28 protein-coding genes are annotated in these 19,808 nt (G+C 66.1%); 17 read left to right on the plus strand and 11 right to left on the minus strand.

Annotated elements, in window-relative coordinates:
• Window positions 1-58: 58 nt before the first annotated feature.
• On the minus strand, window positions 59-187 hold the full coding sequence (locus BKY59_RS11620; RefSeq protein WP_076071674.1) for an entericidin A/B family lipoprotein: 129 nt from the start codon (window positions 185-187) through the stop codon (window positions 59-61).
• Window positions 188-354: 167 nt separating this feature from the next.
• On the opposite strand from BKY59_RS11620, the gene BKY59_RS11625 reads away from it, so the two are divergent.
• Window positions 355-534: a hypothetical protein gene (locus BKY59_RS11625; RefSeq protein WP_076071676.1), complete on the plus strand. Its 180-nt coding sequence runs from the start codon at window positions 355-357 to the stop codon at window positions 532-534.
• Window positions 535-722: 188 nt separating this feature from the next.
• Here BKY59_RS11625 and BKY59_RS11630 read toward each other — a convergent pair whose 3' ends face one another.
• Window positions 723-2,297: a sensor histidine kinase gene (locus BKY59_RS11630; RefSeq protein ID WP_165374841.1), complete on the minus strand. Its 1,575-nt coding sequence runs from the start codon at window positions 2,295-2,297 to the stop codon at window positions 723-725.
• A gap of 87 nt (window positions 2,298-2,384) precedes the next feature.
• On the minus strand, window positions 2,385-2,495 hold the full coding sequence (locus tag BKY59_RS17750; protein WP_165374842.1) for a NepR family anti-sigma factor: 111 nt from the start codon (window positions 2,493-2,495) through the stop codon (window positions 2,385-2,387).
• Window positions 2,496-2,809: 314 nt separating this feature from the next.
• On the opposite strand from BKY59_RS17750, the gene BKY59_RS11635 reads away from it, so the two are divergent.
• The 8 genes from BKY59_RS11635 (at window position 2,810) to xth (ending at window position 10,297) form a co-directional block, all read left to right on the plus strand.
• Entirely contained in the window at window positions 2,810-3,604 is a 795-nt protein-coding gene (locus BKY59_RS11635; protein WP_076071678.1) for a response regulator, read from the plus strand.
• 68 nt (window positions 3,605-3,672) lie between these two features.
• Window positions 3,673-3,810, plus strand: coding sequence for a hypothetical protein (locus BKY59_RS17755; protein ID WP_165374843.1), 138 nt, complete (start codon window positions 3,673-3,675; stop codon window positions 3,808-3,810).
• Window positions 3,811-3,946: 136 nt separating this feature from the next.
• A complete protein-coding gene (locus BKY59_RS11640) occupies window positions 3,947-4,582 on the plus strand; it encodes a sigma-70 family RNA polymerase sigma factor (RefSeq protein WP_083672103.1) in 636 nt (211 codons plus the stop codon).
• Window positions 4,583-4,842: 260 nt separating this feature from the next.
• Complete coding sequence (locus BKY59_RS11645) at window positions 4,843-7,530, plus strand: bifunctional [glutamine synthetase] adenylyltransferase/[glutamine synthetase]-adenylyl-L-tyrosine phosphorylase (protein WP_276205511.1); 2,688 nt, start codon at window positions 4,843-4,845, stop codon at window positions 7,528-7,530.
• 23 nt (window positions 7,531-7,553) lie between these two features.
• Window positions 7,554-8,042, plus strand: a complete 489-nt coding sequence (locus tag BKY59_RS11650; RefSeq protein WP_076071856.1) for a peroxiredoxin — start codon at window positions 7,554-7,556, stop codon at window positions 8,040-8,042.
• Window positions 8,043-8,279: 237 nt separating this feature from the next.
• Window positions 8,280-9,002, plus strand: coding sequence for a M23 family metallopeptidase (locus tag BKY59_RS11655; RefSeq protein WP_076071680.1), 723 nt, complete (start codon window positions 8,280-8,282; stop codon window positions 9,000-9,002).
• A gap of 38 nt (window positions 9,003-9,040) precedes the next feature.
• Complete coding sequence (erpA, locus tag BKY59_RS11660) at window positions 9,041-9,367, plus strand: iron-sulfur cluster insertion protein ErpA (RefSeq protein ID WP_076071682.1); 327 nt, start codon at window positions 9,041-9,043, stop codon at window positions 9,365-9,367.
• A gap of 153 nt (window positions 9,368-9,520) precedes the next feature.
• Window positions 9,521-10,297 carry an exodeoxyribonuclease III gene (xth, locus tag BKY59_RS11665; protein WP_076071684.1) on the plus strand — a complete coding sequence of 259 codons (777 nt, stop codon included), beginning with the start codon at window positions 9,521-9,523 and terminating at the stop codon, window positions 10,295-10,297.
• Window positions 10,298-10,527: 230 nt separating this feature from the next.
• On the opposite strand, the gene BKY59_RS11670 is transcribed toward xth, so the two are convergent.
• Window positions 10,528-11,007 (minus strand): Lrp/AsnC family transcriptional regulator, encoded by a 480-nt coding sequence (locus BKY59_RS11670; RefSeq protein ID WP_076071686.1) that lies wholly within the window; start codon window positions 11,005-11,007, stop codon window positions 10,528-10,530.
• A 145-nt stretch (window positions 11,008-11,152) separates the two neighbouring features.
• Here BKY59_RS11670 and BKY59_RS11675 point away from each other — a divergent pair, with 145 nt between their 5' ends.
• From BKY59_RS11675 to BKY59_RS11695, 7 genes are all read left to right on the plus strand, one after another.
• The gene (locus BKY59_RS11675) at window positions 11,153-12,862 is read left to right on the plus strand and encodes a sensor histidine kinase (protein WP_240500078.1); all 1,710 of its coding nucleotides are present in this window, start codon (window positions 11,153-11,155) and stop codon (window positions 12,860-12,862) included.
• A gap of 94 nt (window positions 12,863-12,956) precedes the next feature.
• Complete coding sequence (locus tag BKY59_RS11680) at window positions 12,957-13,190, plus strand: hypothetical protein (RefSeq protein ID WP_076071688.1); 234 nt, start codon at window positions 12,957-12,959, stop codon at window positions 13,188-13,190.
• 225 nt (window positions 13,191-13,415) lie between these two features.
• Window positions 13,416-13,712, plus strand: a complete 297-nt coding sequence (locus tag BKY59_RS17120; protein WP_129586360.1) for a YozE family protein — start codon at window positions 13,416-13,418, stop codon at window positions 13,710-13,712.
• 15 nt (window positions 13,713-13,727) lie between these two features.
• A complete protein-coding gene (locus tag BKY59_RS11690; RefSeq protein ID WP_076071692.1) occupies window positions 13,728-13,934 on the plus strand; it encodes a DUF6961 family protein in 207 nt (68 codons plus the stop codon).
• A gap of 139 nt (window positions 13,935-14,073) precedes the next feature.
• A complete protein-coding gene (locus tag BKY59_RS17760) occupies window positions 14,074-14,226 on the plus strand; it encodes a hypothetical protein (protein ID WP_165374844.1) in 153 nt (50 codons plus the stop codon).
• Window positions 14,227-14,419: 193 nt separating this feature from the next.
• Window positions 14,420-14,596 (plus strand): hypothetical protein, encoded by a 177-nt coding sequence (locus BKY59_RS17765; RefSeq protein WP_165374845.1) that lies wholly within the window; start codon window positions 14,420-14,422, stop codon window positions 14,594-14,596.
• Window positions 14,589-15,218 (plus strand): SOS response-associated peptidase family protein, encoded by a 630-nt coding sequence (locus tag BKY59_RS11695; protein ID WP_076071694.1) that lies wholly within the window; start codon window positions 14,589-14,591, stop codon window positions 15,216-15,218. The genes BKY59_RS17765 and BKY59_RS11695 overlap by 8 nt, the downstream gene beginning before the upstream one ends.
• A 118-nt stretch (window positions 15,219-15,336) precedes the next feature.
• Here the strand turns inward: BKY59_RS11695 and BKY59_RS11700 are convergent, their stop codons facing one another.
• Together BKY59_RS11700 and BKY59_RS11705 are read right to left on the minus strand one after the other, a co-directional pair.
• Window positions 15,337-16,188 carry a recombinase family protein gene (locus tag BKY59_RS11700; RefSeq protein WP_076071696.1) on the minus strand — a complete coding sequence of 284 codons (852 nt, stop codon included), beginning with the start codon at window positions 16,186-16,188 and terminating at the stop codon, window positions 15,337-15,339.
• A gap of 16 nt (window positions 16,189-16,204) precedes the next feature.
• Window positions 16,205-16,747 (minus strand): hypothetical protein, encoded by a 543-nt coding sequence (locus BKY59_RS11705; RefSeq protein ID WP_129586361.1) that lies wholly within the window; start codon window positions 16,745-16,747, stop codon window positions 16,205-16,207.
• A gap of 146 nt (window positions 16,748-16,893) precedes the next feature.
• Here BKY59_RS11705 and BKY59_RS17420 point away from each other — a divergent pair, with 146 nt between their 5' ends.
• Complete coding sequence (locus BKY59_RS17420) at window positions 16,894-17,376, plus strand: hypothetical protein (RefSeq protein ID WP_129586362.1); 483 nt, start codon at window positions 16,894-16,896, stop codon at window positions 17,374-17,376.
• 33 nt (window positions 17,377-17,409) lie between these two features.
• Here BKY59_RS17420 and BKY59_RS17770 read toward each other — a convergent pair whose 3' ends face one another.
• From BKY59_RS17770 to BKY59_RS11730, 5 genes are all read right to left on the minus strand, one after another.
• Window positions 17,410-17,550: a hypothetical protein gene (locus BKY59_RS17770; protein WP_165374846.1), complete on the minus strand. Its 141-nt coding sequence runs from the start codon at window positions 17,548-17,550 to the stop codon at window positions 17,410-17,412.
• Complete coding sequence (locus BKY59_RS11715) at window positions 17,534-17,950, minus strand: hypothetical protein (RefSeq protein WP_076071702.1); 417 nt, start codon at window positions 17,948-17,950, stop codon at window positions 17,534-17,536. Before BKY59_RS11715 ends, BKY59_RS17770 begins: the two co-directional genes overlap by 17 nt.
• Window positions 17,947-18,462 carry a TIGR02594 family protein gene (locus tag BKY59_RS11720; protein ID WP_076071704.1) on the minus strand — a complete coding sequence of 172 codons (516 nt, stop codon included), beginning with the start codon at window positions 18,460-18,462 and terminating at the stop codon, window positions 17,947-17,949. The genes BKY59_RS11715 and BKY59_RS11720 overlap by 4 nt, the downstream gene beginning before the upstream one ends.
• A 401-nt stretch (window positions 18,463-18,863) precedes the next feature.
• Window positions 18,864-19,268 carry a hypothetical protein gene (locus BKY59_RS11725; RefSeq protein ID WP_076071706.1) on the minus strand — a complete coding sequence of 135 codons (405 nt, stop codon included), beginning with the start codon at window positions 19,266-19,268 and terminating at the stop codon, window positions 18,864-18,866.
• Window positions 19,265-19,795, minus strand: a complete 531-nt coding sequence (locus BKY59_RS11730; RefSeq protein ID WP_076071708.1) for a hypothetical protein — start codon at window positions 19,793-19,795, stop codon at window positions 19,265-19,267. Before BKY59_RS11730 ends, BKY59_RS11725 begins: the two co-directional genes overlap by 4 nt.
• Window positions 19,796-19,808 lie beyond the last annotated feature (13 nt).

The following is a 19,808-nucleotide window of genomic DNA, read 5'->3' on the forward strand; positions in this document are numbered from 1 at the left end:
GCACAAAAAAACCCGCCGGTCGCATCGACCGGCGGGCTCCTCGCAAAGACTGAACGTCTTAGTTGGCCGTCTTTTCGATGGCCTGGCCGGCGGACTTCACGTCCTTGCCGGCGCCTTCGACCGTGTTGCAGGCCGAAACCATGAGGCCGCCGGTGACGAGGGCAATAGCGACGATCTTACGGACCATATTCTTACTCCTGATTCAGTGCCGCCTGTTCAACGGCTGGATGGGGAATGCCCGGCGATCTAACTTGTTCCGCAACCGTGCCGAAACGCTGCGCCTGTTGCAGCGGCGCAACCTGAGGGCCGCGTATGGGTTCCGGAAGGACCTCCCATTTCATGAAGGATAGCCCCATGGCAAAACCACCCGCATCGCCGCCATCGTCCGACATCACCGGCGTCAATGAGGATCGGTTGCGGGTCGATCGGCCCGGCAACGTCGATACGGACGACAATGAACAGATCGAGCGTGGGAACGACCAGGCGAAGGGTCGGCCGGAGAGTGATAGCGGCAGTGAGGCGATCGGCGACTGACTTATCCGGCGGTTGGCCAGCCTACGCCGTATCGCGAACGAGCTGGTCGATCCGGGCAGGATCCGTCCTTGCCGGGGGCGGTGACCGCTCCTTTGCCACGACGCTAGCCGGGTGCTGTTGGCGGTTCGGCTAGCGTCGATAGGTCGTGCGACCTCCCACAGGATTGCCGGAGGCTCGACGCGGTCGCGTCAGGGTTCCGTCGGTTCGGGGAGGATGGAGATGTCGAGGGCGTAGCTGCCGACTGCAGGATCGACCGACAATTTGGTGCGAAGCTGGCGCGACAGGCCTTCCATCACGCGCAGGAAGCGTTCCGGCGGTCCTTCGGAGTGCCCCATCGTGTCGGTCAGCGCCATGGAAGTGACCGAAAGGGTTGCGCGATCCACGCCGGCGATCGGCGACAAGCGGATAACGGCCTTGCCGCGTGGCTCGGCGATCATCGCGACTTCGACGATTTCGGTGATGAGAAACGCCACCGGGACGGCCACGTCCTGCGTGCAATAAGCGGGCGTGACGTCGAGCGTAATGCCGAACTGCGCGCCGGGCGCCGCGGTGGCGCGCAGGTTGGCGGCGAGTTCGCCGATCAGCGGGCGCAACGCCACGCCGCGGCTGGCCTCCATTTCCGCAAAATGGTTGCGATGGACAACGGCGAGCGCATCGACCCGCCGCTGGATCGACGCATAGGCGGCCGCGACATCGGGATCTTCCACGCCGCGGGCGTGAATGTTGATGAGGCTGGCGACGACCTGGAGGTTGTTCTTCACGCGGTGATGCACTTCGCGCGTCAGCTTGGTCTGGCGGAGCAGACCTTCCGCCAACTCCGCCTCATGCAGCGCGACCCGTTCGGTCAACAGGGTGAAGGCGGCACCGAGATCGCGGATTTCGCGAGCCGGTGTGGTGAGATGCGGCACGGCCAGCGGACCGTCTTCCGGCCGATAGTCGGCGACGATGCGTTGCAGGCGCAACAGGGGTCGGATCATCAACCGGTCGACGACCAGCCAGCCGATGATCGCCGCGGCCGACCACATGAGGATCGGCAGGAAGGCGAGCAGCAGTTCAATCACGCCGACCGGGACGGCATTTGTGACCAGTTCGAGCATGACCTGCCCGTTGGCGACGGGGGAGGTCACCCGCAGGCGCGGGCCCAGCGCCGCGTGCCCCGTATAGGGCCGCACGACCACCCTGGCCGCATCCTGCCGCAGGACGATGCCATGCCGGATGGTGCGGCCGGGCAGGGCGGTAAGGTCCGCGATGGTCGCAAGCGGGGCCTCGACCACACCGTAGAGCGAACCGCCTGGTGAGCGGGCCTCGAACTGAAGACGCTGGACTGTTGGGAGCAGGCGGACTTCGGTTGCGAACAGCTGCTGCGGAATGACCCGCGCCACGCCGCTGAAACCGGGGCTGGCGCAGACCGGACGACCGGAGATCGTCAGGACGGCGAATTCGTAGCGCCCGTTGCGGGCGGCCCGCAGGTCCGACAGGGCGCCGCGACAGCGGGCGAGCCGCGTTGCCGCGGTCATCTGCGCGAAATCGAGTTGCGCGGTGACTGCGCGCAGATCGAGCGACGTCCGTCCAATCGCGAGGCTTAGCTGGCGGGCGGCCTCCGTCGCGGTGACGCGGGCATCGTCGTTGCGGCGCAGTCGCGCGGTCTGCGCGCTTTCGATCGAGGCGAAGACCGCGATCAAGCCCAGCGGGAGCAACGCGACCGTAAGGATCAGCAGCATCTTCAGGCCGGTCGACAGCCTGGAGATGGACAGTGACGTCATGGTTCGGGCCGTCCCGTCAGGCCGACATTGCACGCACGGGTGCATCGTCGGCGTTTAATCACACCAGGGGGTCAGCCCGGCACCGTGTCAGCCCAGCTTTCCCAGCAGGTCGAGCAGATCGGAGGGCACGTCCTCGTTCACGGTACGCTGATAGGCCGAGCGCAAGGCCTGACCGACATTGGCATCACCGATCGGCATGTCCGGGACCGATCGCTTCGCGGTCTTGCCGGCAATTGCTGGCTGCTTCTTTACCTCAGGCGCCAACTGGTTCGTCCCCCGTAATCGATCATGTGCTGCCGGCACACCCGCGTCCGACGGCGCTCCTACAGCAGCGATGTGCCGAAAGGAACGACGTGGTAAAATTGCTGTCTCGTGCGGGGAAACAAAAAACTGCCCGGATGGTTCCAGCCTCAACACGACAATCGGGCCGACGGGTGCCGGGGGCGCTGGCAGCTTGCCATGCCCTGCGCACACGCCGATATGTCCGGTCGAAACAGGAGTATATTCACGACATGTCGCTTGGCCAGGATCTCGCTCCGCATCTCCCCTTCCTGCGGCGCTACGCCCGCGCCCTGACCGGCAGCCAGTCGCATGGCGACACCTATGTCCGTGCCGCCCTGCAGGCGATCGTCGACGCGCCGGGCGACTTTCCGCGCGACGTGGATCCGCGGCTGGGGCTGTACCGGACATTCCAGGCGATCTGGGCATCGACCAACGACGAAACCGAGAACCGGGATGCCGGCGATACGGGCAACGAGGGCATCGCACAGGCACGACTGGCGCAGGTGACGCCGCGGTCGCGCCAGGCGCTGCTGCTGACCGCCATGGAAGGCTTCACCCCCGAGGACGTCGGTTATCTGATCGATGCGGACGCGGTGGAAGTTGAGATGCTGGTGAACGAGGCGCTGGAGGAGATCGAGCGGCAAACGCATGCCGACGTGCTCATCATCGAGGATGAGCCCATCATCGCGATGGACCTGGAGACGATCGTCCGCGACCTGGGCCATTCGGTGAACGGCGTGGCCGTGACGCGCGACGAGGCGGTGGCGCAGGCCATGGCGCACCGCCCCGGCCTGGTGCTGGCCGACATTCAACTGGCGGACGACAGTTCGGGTATTGATGCGGTGAAAGACATCCTTGCGGAGTTTTCCGTGCCCGTCATCTTCATCACCGCGTTCCCGGAACGCCTGCTGACCGGCGAACGACCCGAGCCGACATTCCTGATCACCAAGCCGTTCCAGCGGTCGACTGTAAAGGCGGCGATCAGCCAGGCCCTTTTCTTCGATCAGGCGACGGTGCCCGCCTGACGGAACCACCGCGGGCACGGGCACGTTGCCCGTGACCGACGACCTATGTCGGACCAGGGAGAGACAAGATGGCGGAAGACCCCACGGAAGTGACCCGGACCGAAGCGCGCGCCGGTGCGAGCACGCACGTGACACGGTACGTGCTGCCGATTTCGCTCGGTCTGATCGTCGGACTGTTCATCATCCTGCTGATGATGTTCGCCTGACCATCGGATCTACCGTTGCCGTAACGGCTTTCAAAAACGGCTCGCAATCCGGGCGGACCGTTCCTATTTTCCGGCCACGGGACGGCCAACGTCCGTTCGCAGGGGCAAGTATCACGTGATTGACCAGGACCAGGACCTGCCGGACGACGAAAATGACGACGATGTCGATCCGGTACCGGTCGAGCCGGTCCCGTTGCCGGACGACGAATTCAAGGATGAGCTGGCGCGGGTCATCCCGCATCTCCGGGCGTTCGGCCGATCCCTGTCGGGCAACCGCGATCTGGCCGACGATCTTGTGCAGGAAACGCTGCTCAAGGCATGGGCCGCCCGCAAGCGGTTCCAGGCCGGCACGAACATGCGGGCCTGGACGTTCATCATCCTGCGCAACCTGTTCCTGAGCCAGATGCGTCGCGCGCGTTTCAAGGGCGAATGGGACGAGATCACGGCGTCCAAGCTGCTCGCAGCACCGGCCAGCCAGGACCGGCACGTCGAGCTTGGCGACATGCAACGCGCGCTGATGCATCTGCCGCAGCCGCAGCGCGAAGCGTTGATCCTCGTCGGCGCGGGTGGCTTTGCTTACGAGGAAGCAGCCGAAATATGCGGCTGTGCGGTCGGGACGATCAAGAGCCGGGTGGCCCGTGGCCGCGTCGCGCTTGAGACGTTGCTGAGCGAAGGCAAGTTGCCGTCCCGGCGATCCTATGTGTCCGATCCGGACAAGACGGCGCTGCAGTCCATCATGGGCGACGTGGACGAACTCAGCCGTCCACGTTGAAGTTCACGGTATCCGATCGAGCAAGGCCTGTATGTCGGGCGGGAGGACCGGTCCGCCAGCGTAGACCGAGCGCAAGGCAACACCGACTTTCTGTACTGGACGGTTCGACGAGCGCACGAGTGGGGTCTGGCCGCGGTCATCCGGTCCACCCTGGGCCTGCGGCATCGGAATATTTCCTTTCGTCATATAGTTAGAACGCACCAATACAGGCGCGGTTGCCGACGCGTGACGACAGCCGAAGTAATCTGTACGCAGGCGCGGTGACCGACGCCCCGTTCGACCCCGCCATCGCCGATGCGCGCGACAGCATGATCGCGCAGGCACCGTTCCTGCGTCGTCTCGCTCTGTCCCGACCGGAGGTGCTGGACCGGGCGGCCGGTGGCGACTTCGCCGGTGCGATCGCCGATGCCCACGAGGCGGGGGAAGGGGCGACCGACGTCGCGCGTGCGCTGCGTCGCGAGCGGCAGGCGGTATCGCTGGTCGTCGCGCTGGGCGATATTTCGGGACGACTGGCGTTCGAGCAGGTCGTTCGCCTGTTGTCCGACTTTGCGGACCGCGCGGTCGAGCGGGCGTTGCAGGCGATATTCCGCGAGCGTGGGGCCGACGATGCGACCGGGTTCTGCGTGCTGGCGCTGGGCAAGCATGGCAGCCGCGAGCTGAACTATTCCAGCGATATCGACCCGATCCTGCTGTTCGATCCCGACACCCTGCCACGGCGGCGCGGCGAGGAACCGGTCGAGGCGGCGGCGCGGATCGCCCGCCGGCTGGTCGAGATGTTGCAGGCGCGCGATGCGAACGGATATGTGTTCCGTGTCGACCTGCGGCTGCGCCCGTCGCCGGAGGCAACCCCGCCGGCCCTGCCGGTCGAGGCGGCGATCGGATATTATGAATCGAGCGCACTGCCGTGGGAACGCGCGGCGTTCATCCGTGCGCGGGCGGCGGCGGGGGACGCGGTGCTGGGGCAAGGGTTCCTGGCCGCGATCCGGCCGTTCGTGTGGCGGCGCGGGCTGGGGTTCGGCACGGTCGGCGAGATCCGCGAGATTTCGAGCCGGATCCGGGATCATTACAGTGGCGGCCAGCTATTCGGTCCGGGATATGACCTGAAGCGCGGGCGCGGCGGCATCCGCGAGGTGGAGTTCTTCACGCAGATCCAGCAGCTGGTCCATGGCGGCCGCGACGTGGGCCTGCGCGCGCCGGCGACACTCGACGCGCTGGCGGCGCTGGCGGGGGCGGGGCATATCGCCGGCCAAGAGGCCGACCGGCTGGCGGTGGCGTACCGGCTGTTCCGGACGATCGAACATCGGTTGCAGATGATCGAGGATCACCAGACGCACAGTCTGCCGCGCGATCCGGCGGCGCTGGACGCGGTAGCGCGGCTGGACGGGATGGCGGACGGCGCGGCGCTGCTCGATCGGTTGCGGCCGCATGTGGCGGCGGTGGGACGCATCTATGATTCGCTGGATCCGGTGGCGGACGACGACCTGCCGCGCGACCCGTCGGCGGTCGAGCGGGCCGTGACGGCGGCCGGGTTTCGCGATGCGGCGGCTGTCCGCGGGCGGATCGAGGGGTGGCGGGCCGGAACGCCGCGCGCGTTGCGGACGCCGGCGGCGCAGGCGGCGATGGAGGCGGCGCTCCCCGGACTGACCGCAGCACTGGGCCTGGCGAGCGACCCGGACGCGGCGTTCGCCCGGCTGGACCGGATGGTGTCCGGCCTGCCGACCGCGATCGATTTCTTTCGATTGGTGGCGGCGCGTCCGGCGCTGGGACGGCTGGTGGCGGACATATTGGCGACGGCGCCCGCGCTGGCGGATCAGCTTGGGCGCAGACCGGCGCTGCTCGACGCGCTGATCGATGCGAGCGCGTTCGATCCGCCGCCGTCGGCCGAGGTGCTGGCGCAGGAATTCGGCAGGGCGGAGCCGGGCGGCGACTATCAGATGCTGCTGGACCGGGCGCGGACGCGGATCAACGAGCGCCGGTTCGCGCTGGGCACGCAGATCGTGGCGGCGGCGGCCGATCCGATCGACGTCGCCGCGGGCTATGCCCGCGTGGCGGAGGGGGCGATCGCCGCGCTGGCGGGGGCGACGGTGGCGGAATTCGCGAAGGTCCACGGTGTCGTGCCGGGCGGCGAACTGCTGATCCTGGCGCTGGGCCGGCTGGGTGGCGGCGCGTTGACCCACGCGTCCGACCTCGATCTGATCTATCTGTTCAGCGGCGATCATCTGGCCGAATCGAATGGGCAGAAACCGATCGGCGCCACCACCTATTTCAACCGGCTGGCGCAGCGCGTGACCGCCGCGCTGAGCGTCGCGACGCCGGCCGGGCCACTCTACGACGTCGATACGCGGTTGCGGCCGTCGGGCGCACAGGGCTTGCTGGCGGTGTCGATCGACAGCTTCGAACGCTATCAACGCGAGAATGCGTGGACGTGGGAGCATATGGCGTTGACCCGCGCGCGGCCGGTGTTCGGATCGCCCGAGCCTGTAGCTGCGCTGTCCGCGACGATCCGCGCGGTGCTGGCGGGGCCGCGCGATGCAGCGGTGCTGGTGGCGGACGCGGTGCGGATGCGCGGCGAGATCCGCACGCACAAACCGCCGGCGGGGCCGTTCGACGTGAAGCTGGTGCCCGGTGGGCTGGTGGATGCCGAGTTCGCGGTTCACGTCCTGCAACTGCGCCATGCGATCGGTCTGGACACTCGGTTGCGTAGCGCGATCGCCGCGCTGGCGGATGCCGGGCTGATCGACGGCGGGATGGCGGCGGCGCATGCGTTGCTGACCCGGATGCTGGTCGTGTTGCGGCTGGTGTCGCCGGCATCGACCGAACCGCCCCCCGCAGTACGGCCGATGATCGCCGCGGCGTGCGGAGTCGCGGACTGGGCGGCGCTAATCGAGGCGCGCGACGATGCGCAACGGTTGATCGCAGCAGAATGGGCGCGCATCAGCGGGGTCTGACTTCGCTATTCGGGAACCCTGCCATGCTCGACATCGACGACCGCCTGCCCGATCTCGCCCTCGAAACGCCGGACGGCGGCACACTGCGCTTTGCCGACATGGCGGGGCAGACGCTGGTACTGTTCTTCTACCCCAAGGACGACACGTCAGGCTGCACCACCGAGGCGCAGGACTTTTCCCGGCTGAAGGCCGCGTTCGAGATGGAAGGCGCGCATGTGCTGGGCATTTCGAAGGGCACGTCGAAGGGCAAGAACAGCTTCATCGCGAAGGCCGGGCTGACCGTGCCGTTGGCCACCGACAGCGACGACAGCGTGTGCGCGGCGTTCGGGACGTGGGTGGAAAAGAGCATGTACGGCCGGAAATATATGGGGATCGACCGGGCGACCTTCCTGGTCGATGGCGACGGGCGAATCGCACAGGTGTGGCGCAAGGTGAAGGTGCCGGGCCATGCCGAAGCCGTGCTGGAAGCGGCGCGCGCGCTGAAAGGGCAGGCCGAGCCGCACGCCGGATGATGGGCCGGGGCGGAGTCGGGTTCGTGCCGACCCCCGCCCCCGTCGGCGACCCGTCGCGCGGCTGGCCGCACGAAACAGCCGCCCTGACGAAAGTAGCGCAGCACGCGCTTTCCAACCTGGCGACGATGAAGCAGTAGGGTTTCACGCCGTCGGGGGGGGGAGCAAATCCCGGCAACGACCTAATCTTCCAGCACCCGTGGGTCTAGCCTGCGGCCTGCGCCGACTACCGGGGACTGAATGACATTCACCGCTTCCAACGTCGCTTCTGCCATTCGGTTCCTTTGCGCTGCGGCGTGCCTGTCCGGCACCGCAGTCGCAGCCGCACCGCAGGACGGTACGGCGATGGACGGCGGGTATGAGCAGGTCGACACGGACGTTCAGGCGCCCGCCGATGCCCAGTTCCACGCGCTTTTCACCAACTGGAAGCGGGCCGATGCCTTCAATCAGCCGGGTGTCGCGACGATGCCGTCCGGCCCGCAGGTCAGTGTTCCGTCGCTTCGCCCCGTGACGCTGACGTCGCTGAACTTCACCAGCGGGTTCGGCGTTCGGTCCGATCCGTTCCGTCACAGCGCCGCAATGCATGCCGGCATCGACCTGGCCGGCCCGGTCGGTACGCCGATCTACGCCACGGCGGACGGCGTGGTGAACAAGGCGGGCTGGGGCAATGGTTATGGCAATCTGGTCCAGATCAGCCATGGCGCGGGCATGGAAACGCGCTATGGCCATATGTCGCGCATCCTGGTCGCCGCCAATACGCGGGTCCGCCGTGGCCAGCTGATCGGCCTGATGGGGTCCACCGGACGTTCGACGGGCAGCCACCTGCATTACGAAGTCCGGATCGACGGCCGCGCGGTCAACCCGGTCCCGTATCTGCGGTCGGCGGAATATGTCGCGTCGTTCGAGAAGCGGACGGCGACGGGCACGCAGCTGGCGTCGATGGGCGGCCCGATCGGCGAGTAGACGTTGCGGGCGGACCTGCCCCGGCCTATCTAATAGTCATGTCCGACATCGACCTGACGCCCTCCGCCGCCAAGCGCGTCGCGTTCATCGCGCAGCGTCAGGGCAAACCCGCGATCCTGCGCCTGGCCGTCGATGGCGGCGGATGTGCGGGGTTCCAGTACAAGTTCGGCCTGGCCGACCTGATCGAGCAGGACGATACGTCCGCAGTGCGCGATGGCGTCACGCTGGTGGTCGATCCGATGAGCCTCGATCTCGTTCGCGGTAGCGCGGTCGATTTTGTCGATTCGCTGGGCGGATCGGCATTTCGCGTGACCAATCCGAATGCGGCTTCCGGCTGTGGATGCGGGACCAGCTTCTCGGTCTAGGTCACGATCGAATCAACTGGGTTTACTTGACCCCATTTCCGGTTCTCGACAGGCTCGGACCGGACGGACCGATCGACCCTACCTGAAGTGGCCATGTTCCAGGGCTGCGCGCGGGGGCTGCACAAGCCGGCGCCAGCCGCTAGACAGCGTGCCATGAAGATCGCGACTTTCAACATCAACGGCGTGCGCGCGCGCCTGCCCCGGCTGCTCGAATGGCTGGAGGAAACGCAGCCCGATGTCGCCTGCCTTCAGGAGGTAAAGGCGCAGGATGACAGCTTTCCCGAAGCGGAAATCCGCGCGGCAGGGTATGGTGCGATCTGGCATGGCCAGAAGGGGTTCAACGGCGTCGCGATCCTGGCGCGCGGAACGGACCCGGTCGAGACGCGGCGCGGCCTGCCCGACGATCCCGATCCGGCGCAGAGCCGCTATCTGGAAGCGGCGGTGAACGGCGTGATCGTGGCGTCGATCTACTTGCCCAACGGCAATCCCCAGCCGGGGCCGAAGTTCGAATATAAGCTGGCCTGGTTCGACCGGCTGATCGATCATGCCGCGACATTGCTCGCCAGCGAGCAGCCGGTCGTGCTGGCGGGCGACTATAACGTCATTCCGACGAGCACGCATGACGATACCTATTCGGTCCGGGCGATGGCGAGCGACGCTTTGCTGCAACCGGAGTCGCAGGCCGCGTTTCGGCGCCTGCGGTTCCAGGGCTGGACGGATGCGATCCGGGCGCGGCATCCGACCGGCCCGGTCTATACATTCTGGGATTATCAGGCCGGCGCTTGGGCGCGGGATGCGGGTTTCCGGATCGATCACCTGATGCTGAGCCCGACTGCGGCGGACCGGCTGGCGGACGCGGGCGTCGACAAGGCGACGCGCGGCAAGGAGAAGGCGTCCGACCATGCGCCGACATGGATCACCCTGCGGTAGGGTTTACCGGTTTTCGGCGGAACTCGGTCGGATCGACTGATGACCGGGTCTGGCGTTGTTGCATCGCAGACCGGCGCAGACGTTCCGGATCTTGATTTTCACCGTTGCCTGGCCGCTACTCTGAGCAGGGCATGACGACTTCGGCCGGATCCGCGTCTGACCCGTTTGGTTCGAGCCTGGAGCGCGCTCCGGGCTCCTGGTGCCTGATACCCGGATCGTCTCAAGTCGACTTACTCCGGATCGACCGGGATGCCGCTTTCGTCCTTGGCGGTTCGGATCGTCAGCGATGTCTTGACGCTGGCGACATGGGGGGCGGTGGTGAGTTCGGAGGTAAGGAACGCCTGGAAACTCTGTAGGTCGTGCGCGACGATCTTCAGGATGAAGTCGATTTCGCCGTTGAGCATGTGGCATTCGCGGACCTGGGGGAGCGCGGCCATGTGGCTTTCGAACGCGCGCAGATCCTCCTCCGCCTGCGACCGCAGCGAGACCAGTGCGAACACCATGATGCCGTAGCCGAGCGACGCGGCGTTCAGCTTGGCATGGTAGCCCTCGACGATACCGGCCTCTTCCAGTGCGCGGACGCGGCGCAGGCAGGGCGGGGCGGTGAGACCGGCACGGCGGGCAAGATCGACATTCGTGATCCGGCCCTCCTCCTGAAGCGACGTCAGGATCGTGCGATCGATTGAATCGAGGGGGTAGCGATTGGCCATGGTCACGAGCCTATACTGATCTGGTGCCGGATTGGAATAATCTATCAAGCGGCTGAAATCGTCTCGGAATGTGACAGCGCGAAATCGGCTGTTCCCAGCGGGTTATGTTGCGGCTACCGCAGGATCGGAAGATGCGGACCGATGGATGGCGCCGTTTTTCGGGGGATCGCCGGCGGTGCGTTACGACGACATGATCGGCACCGTGCTGGACCAGATGCCGGCGACCGACGATGCGCGGTCGACGGCATGGCGGCAGGTGGTCGATCTGATTGCGCAGGGGCGCGGTGGCGACGATACCGACCGGGGATATGATTATCTGCGCGCCGGCCGATCGATGGTGCCGGCGGACCTGCGCGCGCGTTGCGCACGATCGCTGGCGGGGCGGCGGTTGCCGACCGGGCTGGTCCTGTTGTTCGCCGAGGATACGCCCGCGATCGCTGCGCCGATCCTGGCGACCGCGCGGCTGGCGGCCGGGAGCTGGGCGGCGGTGCTGCCTGCGCTGTCGCCGACGACGCGTGGCATGTTGCGCAACCGGCGCGACCTGGATGCCGAGACGCGCCGGGCCTTGTCCGCGTTCGGCGCGATCGACCTTGTGCTGGCCGCACCGGTGGCGATTGCGCTGTCGGCACAGGAGCCGGTTCCCGATCCCCAGGCGGCCGTGCCGGGTGGGGACGGCAACCCGGACCGTGGGGCGGATGGCGCGACGCCCCGGCCTGGCGTGTCGATCGGCGTGTCGATCAGCGACCTCGTCAAGCGGATCGACGCCTATCGCCGCGACCGGCCGGTGGGCACGACGCCGCCCGCCGCGCCGCCCGCGCAGGATTTCCGGTTCGAGGCCGGGGCCGACGGCATGATATTCTGGGTCGACGGTGCCCCGCGCGAGGCGATCATCGGCGAAACGCTGGCGCGTGCCGCATCGCTGCTCGGCGGCTACGGCGTCGACGGTCAGGTCACCGGTGCGTTTCGGCAGCGCAGCCCGTTCCGCGACGCGCGGCTGGTGGTCGGCGGCGCCGGGCCGGCGGCGGGCGACTGGCGGATTTCCGCAGTGCCGCTGTTCGCGCCGGTCGACGGGCGGTTCCTGGGATATCGCGGCACCGCCCGCCGGCCGCGCGCCGACGAGATCGCGCTGCCGGTGGCGCGGGAGACGGCATTGCTGGGCGTCGCACTCGCGCCCGATTCGCTGCGGCAGCTGGTGCATGAACTACGGACGCCGCTGAACGCGATCGTCGGGTTCGCGGACATGATTGCCGCGCAGATGCTAGGGCCGGTCGGCCCGGAATATCGCCGGCGCGCGGACGCCATTTCGGACGATGGCCGCCGGCTGGTGGTGGCGATCGACGATCTGGACATTGCCGCACGGCTGGATGCGGAGCGGATGACGGTGGGGTCCGGGCAGATCGATCCGGCCAGCCAGCTCGTCGATATCGTCGCGCGCCATGCCGGACCGGACGGCCAAAACCCGATCGACCTGGCCATTGCGCCGGGGCTGGACGGCCGGCTAGGCGACGGGACGGTGTACGACCGGATGGTGTCGCGGCTGATCGCCGCTGCGGTCGGGCTGGCCGACGCGGGCGAGCGCATCGCCGCGACGCTGGATGCGGATGGGGCGCGCGGGCTGCTGTTCACGCTGTCGCGGCCACGGCGGCTGGCGGGGCGGGACGAGCGGACGTTGCTCGATCCGGGCTATGCGCCGGACGGCGACTGGCCGGATGCCCCTTTACTGGGGCTTGGCTTCTCGTTGCGGTTGATCCGCAATCTGGCGACCGCGGCGGGCGGCAGCCTGAGCATCGAGGACACGCGTTTCCTGGTGCGCCTGCCCTTTGCGGCGGTCGGCAGCGAGGTCGGTAGCGCCTGAACCTGGTGCGCGCGGCAGCGGCGGCGCGCGCGTGGTTTCGTTTGGGACCGTCGCACTGTAAAGGCCAAGACCTACGCAATCGGAAGGCACGACGATGACGAACGATAATGGCGAGACGTTCGGAGCCTGGTTGTTGCAGCAGAAAGACCGGGAGGGATGGGTCGGCGACCTGGCCAAGGCGGCCCGGACGGACCCGAAGTTTCCGCGGAGCGGCGACCCGGAAGCCGTCCGTGGGCGCCTGCGCGAAATGATGGCGGAAGGTGACATGTTCGAGGCGGTGGACGACGCGGAAAGTGCGTGGTTGTCGAGCAGCGGCGACGATGCATAAGTCTATGTTCGCCGGGGCGGTTAAAGCGCCCTGCCCGGACAATGGTATGGTGGGCCCGGCACCTATCATATTAAGCGGTAGAAGCGAGAGAAAGACGCCGTTTATCCGGCGTTGGCTTTTGACGATGCCCCCAGAAATGCCCCCAAAACATTCGTCCTTAACCGGGACTGTAACCTAGCTGCTTCGATGATAGCATGTCACCAGGATGACGAGCAGGAGGGCAGTATGGCCGACACGAACGGCAAGGGTGAGACGTTCGGCGCTTGGCTGTTGACACAGAAGGATCGCGAAGACTCGGTAGGCGATCTTGCGAGAGCTGCTCGGTCCGATCCGCAGTTCCCCCGCGCCGGTAGCCCGGAAGACGTCCGCGCCCGGCTGCGCGAGACGATGGCCAAGGGGAATTTGTTCGAGGCTGTCGACGACGCTGAGGCAGACTGGCCAGGTTCGGAACCGACGCCTGACTATCTCGAAAGCCGGATCGCTGAAGATCTTGATGAGGAAGCCGACCATGACACAGTCTAGGGCCAGCCTCGATCAGTGCCGCTGACCGACTGGGAACTCTGGGCCTGCGCGCAGCAGGTGTTGAAACAGCACGGCACGCAAGCACAGGTCCATATCGCCGAACGGATCGGATCGCTGGCGCTGGCTGGCGACATCGCAGGTGTCGAGACCTGGAAGCAGATCGCCGATCGCGTCGATCAACTGTCCGACTGCGGGCACGCCGGGCAGCGCACTAAGCACTGATCGTAGGACGGTTCGACAGGGTAATATTCCGTCGGTTGCTGTGTTAGCGCACAGCACCCCCGCTCGCCTATCGGTGGTTGAGTGTGTTCAAATCTCTTGGACCGCGTACATACGACGCGACCGCCATTGGAGGACCGCTATGACCGACGATGAGATGACAGCATACGAAAACCGGCTCGCCGGTATGTCCGACGTGGATGTCATTGCTCTATGGGACGCGGTCGACGGCGATCCGACCGAGGAACAGGTCTTGGCGCTTGGCGAGATCGAGCGGCGCAACCTGGACCTGTGACCCGCCACCGCGTTACCTTCTACGGCAGGCCCCGCGGCCCATGGCGGGAGACGCGCGAGGAAGCGCTGGAAGACGCTGTAAGAGAAGGCCTCACATGGTGGGACGATAATAAGCTCGAGCATTGCACAGCCCTTGCGGTCGACATCACGACGGACTGGGAGCAGCCGGGACTGCGTCACCCACTCACGGATATATGAAGCAGAACGAACCGCCACCGCCTGTAGACTGTGATGGTGTCGGCCATGTGTGGCAGATCCTGCCCGCGATCGACGGGGAGCCGGGACGGGCGGTTGGCCGCTGCTGTGGGGTGCGCGCTGTGATCGTGCGCGGCGTGTGGGCGCTCGAAGAGGAGGCGACTGACGATGTGTAACCGCGCCCGCATGGCCGGAGAGCCGGAGACGATCACCGAGCGGTTCGGGGGCCGTTGGCTTGCCGATCGCCCTATGGACAACCGTTTCCATCCGCAGGAACTGACACCACGCTCGCGCGCCTGGATCGTGCGTCAGGACGATCGCGGGCGCGGCATCGATGTGATGTCATGGGACGTCCTGGGCGGGCAAGCCAAATTCCCGATGACCAATGTCCGACAGATGGGCCTGCCGCAGTGGCGGAAGCTCGCCGGGCCGGTACAGCACCGCTGTCTCGTGCCTCTGACCGAGTTCGCTGAGTTCACCCCCGACAAGCACAACCTCGGTGATGGCAAGCCGCCACTCAAAGGAGAGATGTGGTTCAGCGTCACGGATCAGCCCGTGTTCGCGGTTGCTGGTTTCTGGCAGCCAACGGCGAAGGGGAACGGGTTCACGATGGTGACCTGCGATCCCAACGAGTTGGTCGCGCCGATCCATCCGAAGGCTATGATCACAGTGCTGGAGGAAGCTGACTGGGATCGGTGGCTCACTGGTAGCTACGACGACGTCGTCGCGTTGCAGCGACCCTATTCGTCAGACAGAATGACCGTTCGTGGGCCCGTCTTTCCAACGAGGAAATCGTGAGCTTGGAGCCATGGCCTCCGCTGCGCAAACGGCCCGAGGTGCGAATGCGCCTTATCCGTGTTGTGATCGTCGGGCTGGTCGTCGCGATCGTCGCCGCGAACCTCTTCACTGACTTGCTCTAAACGGCGGTCAGATGTTGAGGCTTTCGGTCGCGTTGCCATGAATGCAGGCCGGCTCCACCGGTCGCCGCGAGGATGGTCTGCGCGCGCCGCCACGACGCCTCGGTGATAATCGCCTCATGCGTGCCCGCGATTAGCTCGCCTCGATATTTAAGGTCGCCTCGGTAGACACGGTTGGTCAGCATGCGCTTGACAGTGCGACCGTCGAACGTCCGGCCGAACCGGTTACGGTGGCCAGCATCATTCAGCTGATCTGCGATCGTGCCGGCGGATCGCGTGCGAGGGAACGCGCGAAACACAAGGCGAACCAGCTCGGCGCGCTCGGGGTGAACTACCAGCCGCAGATTATCGAGCGCGTAGCCGAACGGCGCCGGCCCGCTTGTCCAAAGACCTCGCATGCGGGCGCCTGCGATCCAGTCCTTGCGACGTTCGCCCATCAGTTCACGCTCGAACTGGGCGAACGACAGCAGCACGTTCAGCGTCAGCCGCCCTACGCTTGTCGTCGTGCTGAACGATTGGGTGATCGATACGAAGGTGACGCCCCGGTCGTTCAAAACTTCCATTAGGTTCAGAAAGTCCCGGAGCGAGCGGGACAGCCGGTCAATCTTGTAGACCACGACGACATCGACCAGGCCGGCATCGATGTCGGCGAGTAGCCTCGTGAGGGCGGACCGCTTCAGCGACCCGCCCGATGCGCCCAGGTCGTCATAGCGGGTGGGTACGATGACCCACCCTTCACCAGCCTGGCTGGCGACGTACTTCTCGCAAAGATTACGCTGCGTTTCGATCGAACTGTGCTGAGTGTCGATCGCCTCGTCGGCTGACTTCCGGGTGTAGATCGCGCAGCGCATCGACTGATCCCGCTGGTTAAGCGACCGGGATAGCCTCAGCGGTGAACGCGTTCAACACCTGGCCGGACGTGATGATCGCAGACCGACCCGAGACGAACATCGACCCAAGCAGCGCGGCGACCGTGTTGCCCTTGCCTTCCTGCCGATGCTTACCCTTCAGCGCGAACTGGCGACCCTGCACGGTCACGCTGTTGAACGTCATGTCGAACTTTGCCGACTTCCCGCCGATGCCCTTGCCCGTGCGCCAGGTGATCGTTCCTTTCACAGGTGCGCCGCGCGGGATCACGACGACCCCGTTCTGCGCTACGTCGGCCGCGACCTGCAGCATGTAGGAGTCGCCTTCTTTCATCTTGATCGAGGTGATTTCCTCGACCGGCGTGACCTGGATCATCGTGTCCATCGGCAATGTTGCTCGGGCCGCCGCTCCGGGCAGCGGGGTATAGGTCGGAACCTGCGCAGTCGCAGTGATTGATCCGAGCGCAACCAATGCGGCGCACGCGAGTGTTTTCTTTTTCATTGAAGCCCCCTTCGCATCCTCCCCTGAGGCTGCGAGCAGCATTCGCTAGTAAGTCGCCTGCCGCGTCAAGGTGGTGGACCTAAACATGGATCAAGACCGGCCTGCTGGGACAACCATCATTTGGGGAGACGGTATAATTTTCCCACGAACCGTTTTCCTACACATGCTTTCTCTGCGCCTCATTCCGCATGGTCGGTCCACCCAAGTCCCTTCGCGATCTCCGCAAGATCGAAGCGAACCTTATCGTCACCTGTCGAACGTGCCGGCACTCGCACGAGTTCGACCGAGAAACCCTGATCGTCGATCTTATGCGCCGCCGTCGCAACCTCGACTGGTACCTGTTGCCGCATCACTTCCGATGCACCTGCGGATCTAAGGATGTGCGCCTATCGGTCGTGGCGTTCGCCGACAGGCTTCGCGACGAGACGCGACAGCGGTTCGCCGAGGCGATCGAGCTTGTCCGGTGGTCGGTAAATCGAGCCGGGAAAGAGCCGATCCAGACGGAAGCCCTGCGCGTCGCGCTGGCGCGTCTCTCGTGCCATTGTCCTGACCCTTCATGGTGCGATCGCCTCTATAGGGACGCCGGCAGCAACAACCCGATCTCGATCAGCGCGAGCGTTTATGGCGGCTGGCGAGGCATCCTGCGCCAGCTCGGGTTGCCGGACGAGTGATCACCAACCTACAGGCCCGCAATGTTTCGTCGCCTACTTTGTCGCTTGGCGCGCCTGTTCCGCGGCGATCAGTCCAAGCAGTTGCAACCGGATCCCGCCGGCCACGCCGTACAGATCGAGCGCGCCGATCAGGCACTGCTGCCCGCTCAGCATCCCGTCAACGTTGCGCGGCATCAAGGGAAGCGTCGGCGGCGGCGTCAGCAGGCTCGCCGGTAAGGCCACGGTTGGCGCTGTCGCGGGCACGGTCGAGCAACTGCACGCCATCAGCATCCATGCACTGACGCAGATACACGGGGCGGTCGATGATCTTGATCGCGTCACGGTAGATGGTCCTTTCTGTGGTGACCTGTTCGGTCCGGGAGGCGGCTACCTGTTCGGCGAGTTTGTCAGTGGCGATCCGGATGCGTTCGGCATCGGCGAGGATGCGAGCGACGGCCTCCGCGTGCCGGGCCTCGACGTCGGCTTTGCCGCGCGCGTAGCCGCGGTGGTCGATCCAGAAGTAGGCAACGGCCAACCCGGCGACGATCGCGAGGTAAGGCCAGATCTTGCGGAGGGTCAGCAGCGCGGCTGTCATGCCTCATGCCGCGACACCGGTACGCCAGCGGTCATCAGCATCTTCACCGGTTTGCCGAGAACGACCTCACCTCTTGGCCAGCGCCGGGCGATGCAGCGCGACTTCTCCAGCCGCATGACGCTGACCCGGTCGCCCTGGTTGCCACCGAGGACGTGGTAAGCGGTCGCGTCCTCGCCGACGTAGAAGCCGACGTGACCGCCGCCGGGGCGCTCGAAGACGAGTACTGCACCGGGCGACAGGCGGTCCGCCGCCAAATTGACGCCCCACGCTGCCCATGCCTTAGCACGCAACGCGATCGGCGCGGACGGCAGGCCTGCAGCGTGCATGCATCTGGCCACGAACAGCCCGCACCACGGCACGCTGTCTGCGTTGAAGACGATGCCGAGAACTTTCGCGCCCAGCAGCAGCCCCCAGGCCATAATCGTCGGGTTGTTTGCAGCGCCGGCCGCTTCACGCGTGCCCAACAGGGACCGCGCATGGCGAAGCCACGCCGGCTCGAGAGCCTTCGTCATAATCGTCTCCAATGCGAGTTACGTTCAACGTGCGTTAGGAAAAGACCGGCTAATCGTCGTGGCGCGGCAACCGACTTGCCGCACGCTCCGCCGGAGCCCTCGGTCCGGCGGAGCGTCACAATCGACCGGCTCGCCTTATTGTGAGGAACCGCCGGGAACAGACCTTTGGTTAACGAGTCTCTTCTTGCCGTGCGGTAACCGACTTGCCGCCTGCCCCGTCGGCGACGGCACTCCGGACCGACGGGGCGAACCACCAACATGTCAAAGCATGCGACCAATGGTACTTTGTGCTTATTGACCGGCACTTAGGCGGATGTAGTTTGGGAAACCGCGGTTGAGTCGGTCTTCCGCGCAGTCCCTGCCAGACCGCCTTGCCCGCAGGGGCTGGTGGGGACGATCTGTTATTTCGGCTTGTCGATCTCATGCAGCTTCGCGCCCATGTCAGGCGGGGTCGGGCCGACGCCGCTGCCGTCGTTGTCGGTCAGCCCGAACTTGCGCAGATACTTCAGCGCGACGGTGATGATGCCCGCGCCCAGCGCGCCGAACCCGGTGCCGGACAGCAGCGCGTAAAAGGGGGTCGGCCGCTGTTCGATGATCCAGCTGGCGGTGCATAAGAGCGTCAGGCCCATCACCGCGATATCGACTGTCCAGGCGCGTACCGACTTGTCGTTCAGCGAGACCCAGATTCGAACCATCAGGCACGAACCCAGCCCGGCGATCATGCTGGCCCCCTCGAACTGGTAGCCGAGAAAGGTCCAGATGACGGGCGGGACGGTGGCAGCGGCCGTCGCCGCAACCTTGCTCACCCGCGTGCCCAGACGACGCCGATTGCCATGATGAAACTCCATATGACCACCAGCGCGGGCCGCCGCAGCGCCGGGATCATCTCCCAGACTTCGAGGGGCAGCGGCCGTCGCTGCAGGTGGATCTCGATCTGGCGACGCGACAGCACGAAGAGCGTCATCCACCCGACGCCGCAGCTGATCGCGGCGAGATCCACCCAGCGCTTCGCCATGATGACCCGGGCCGACGTCACCGCGTCCTGCGGCGACCAGCTCCACAGCAGCATCGCCTCCGACCCGCAGCGTAGCGCGGTCGCCAGACCGGCCAGCGCAAAGGCGTAGCGCCAGATCGAGACGGGATGGTTCCACCGGTCGATCCGCCAGGTCCGCGCGATCGTCAGGACGTTCACGCCAGCCAGCATGATACCGAGGCACATGAGCGCGGTCATGCCACCCAGGCTGGCCGCGAACAGCGTCTCGTCGCCCGCGAAGCTGAGGGGGAGGGGCGAACTGGCGACCATCGCTGCCGCAGCGTTGGTGCTCGGGGTCATGGCGCACGGCTCC

Source organism: Sphingomonas montana, from assembly GCF_001956315.1.
GTDB lineage: Bacteria > Pseudomonadota > Alphaproteobacteria > Sphingomonadales > Sphingomonadaceae > Sphingomonas_R > Sphingomonas_R montana.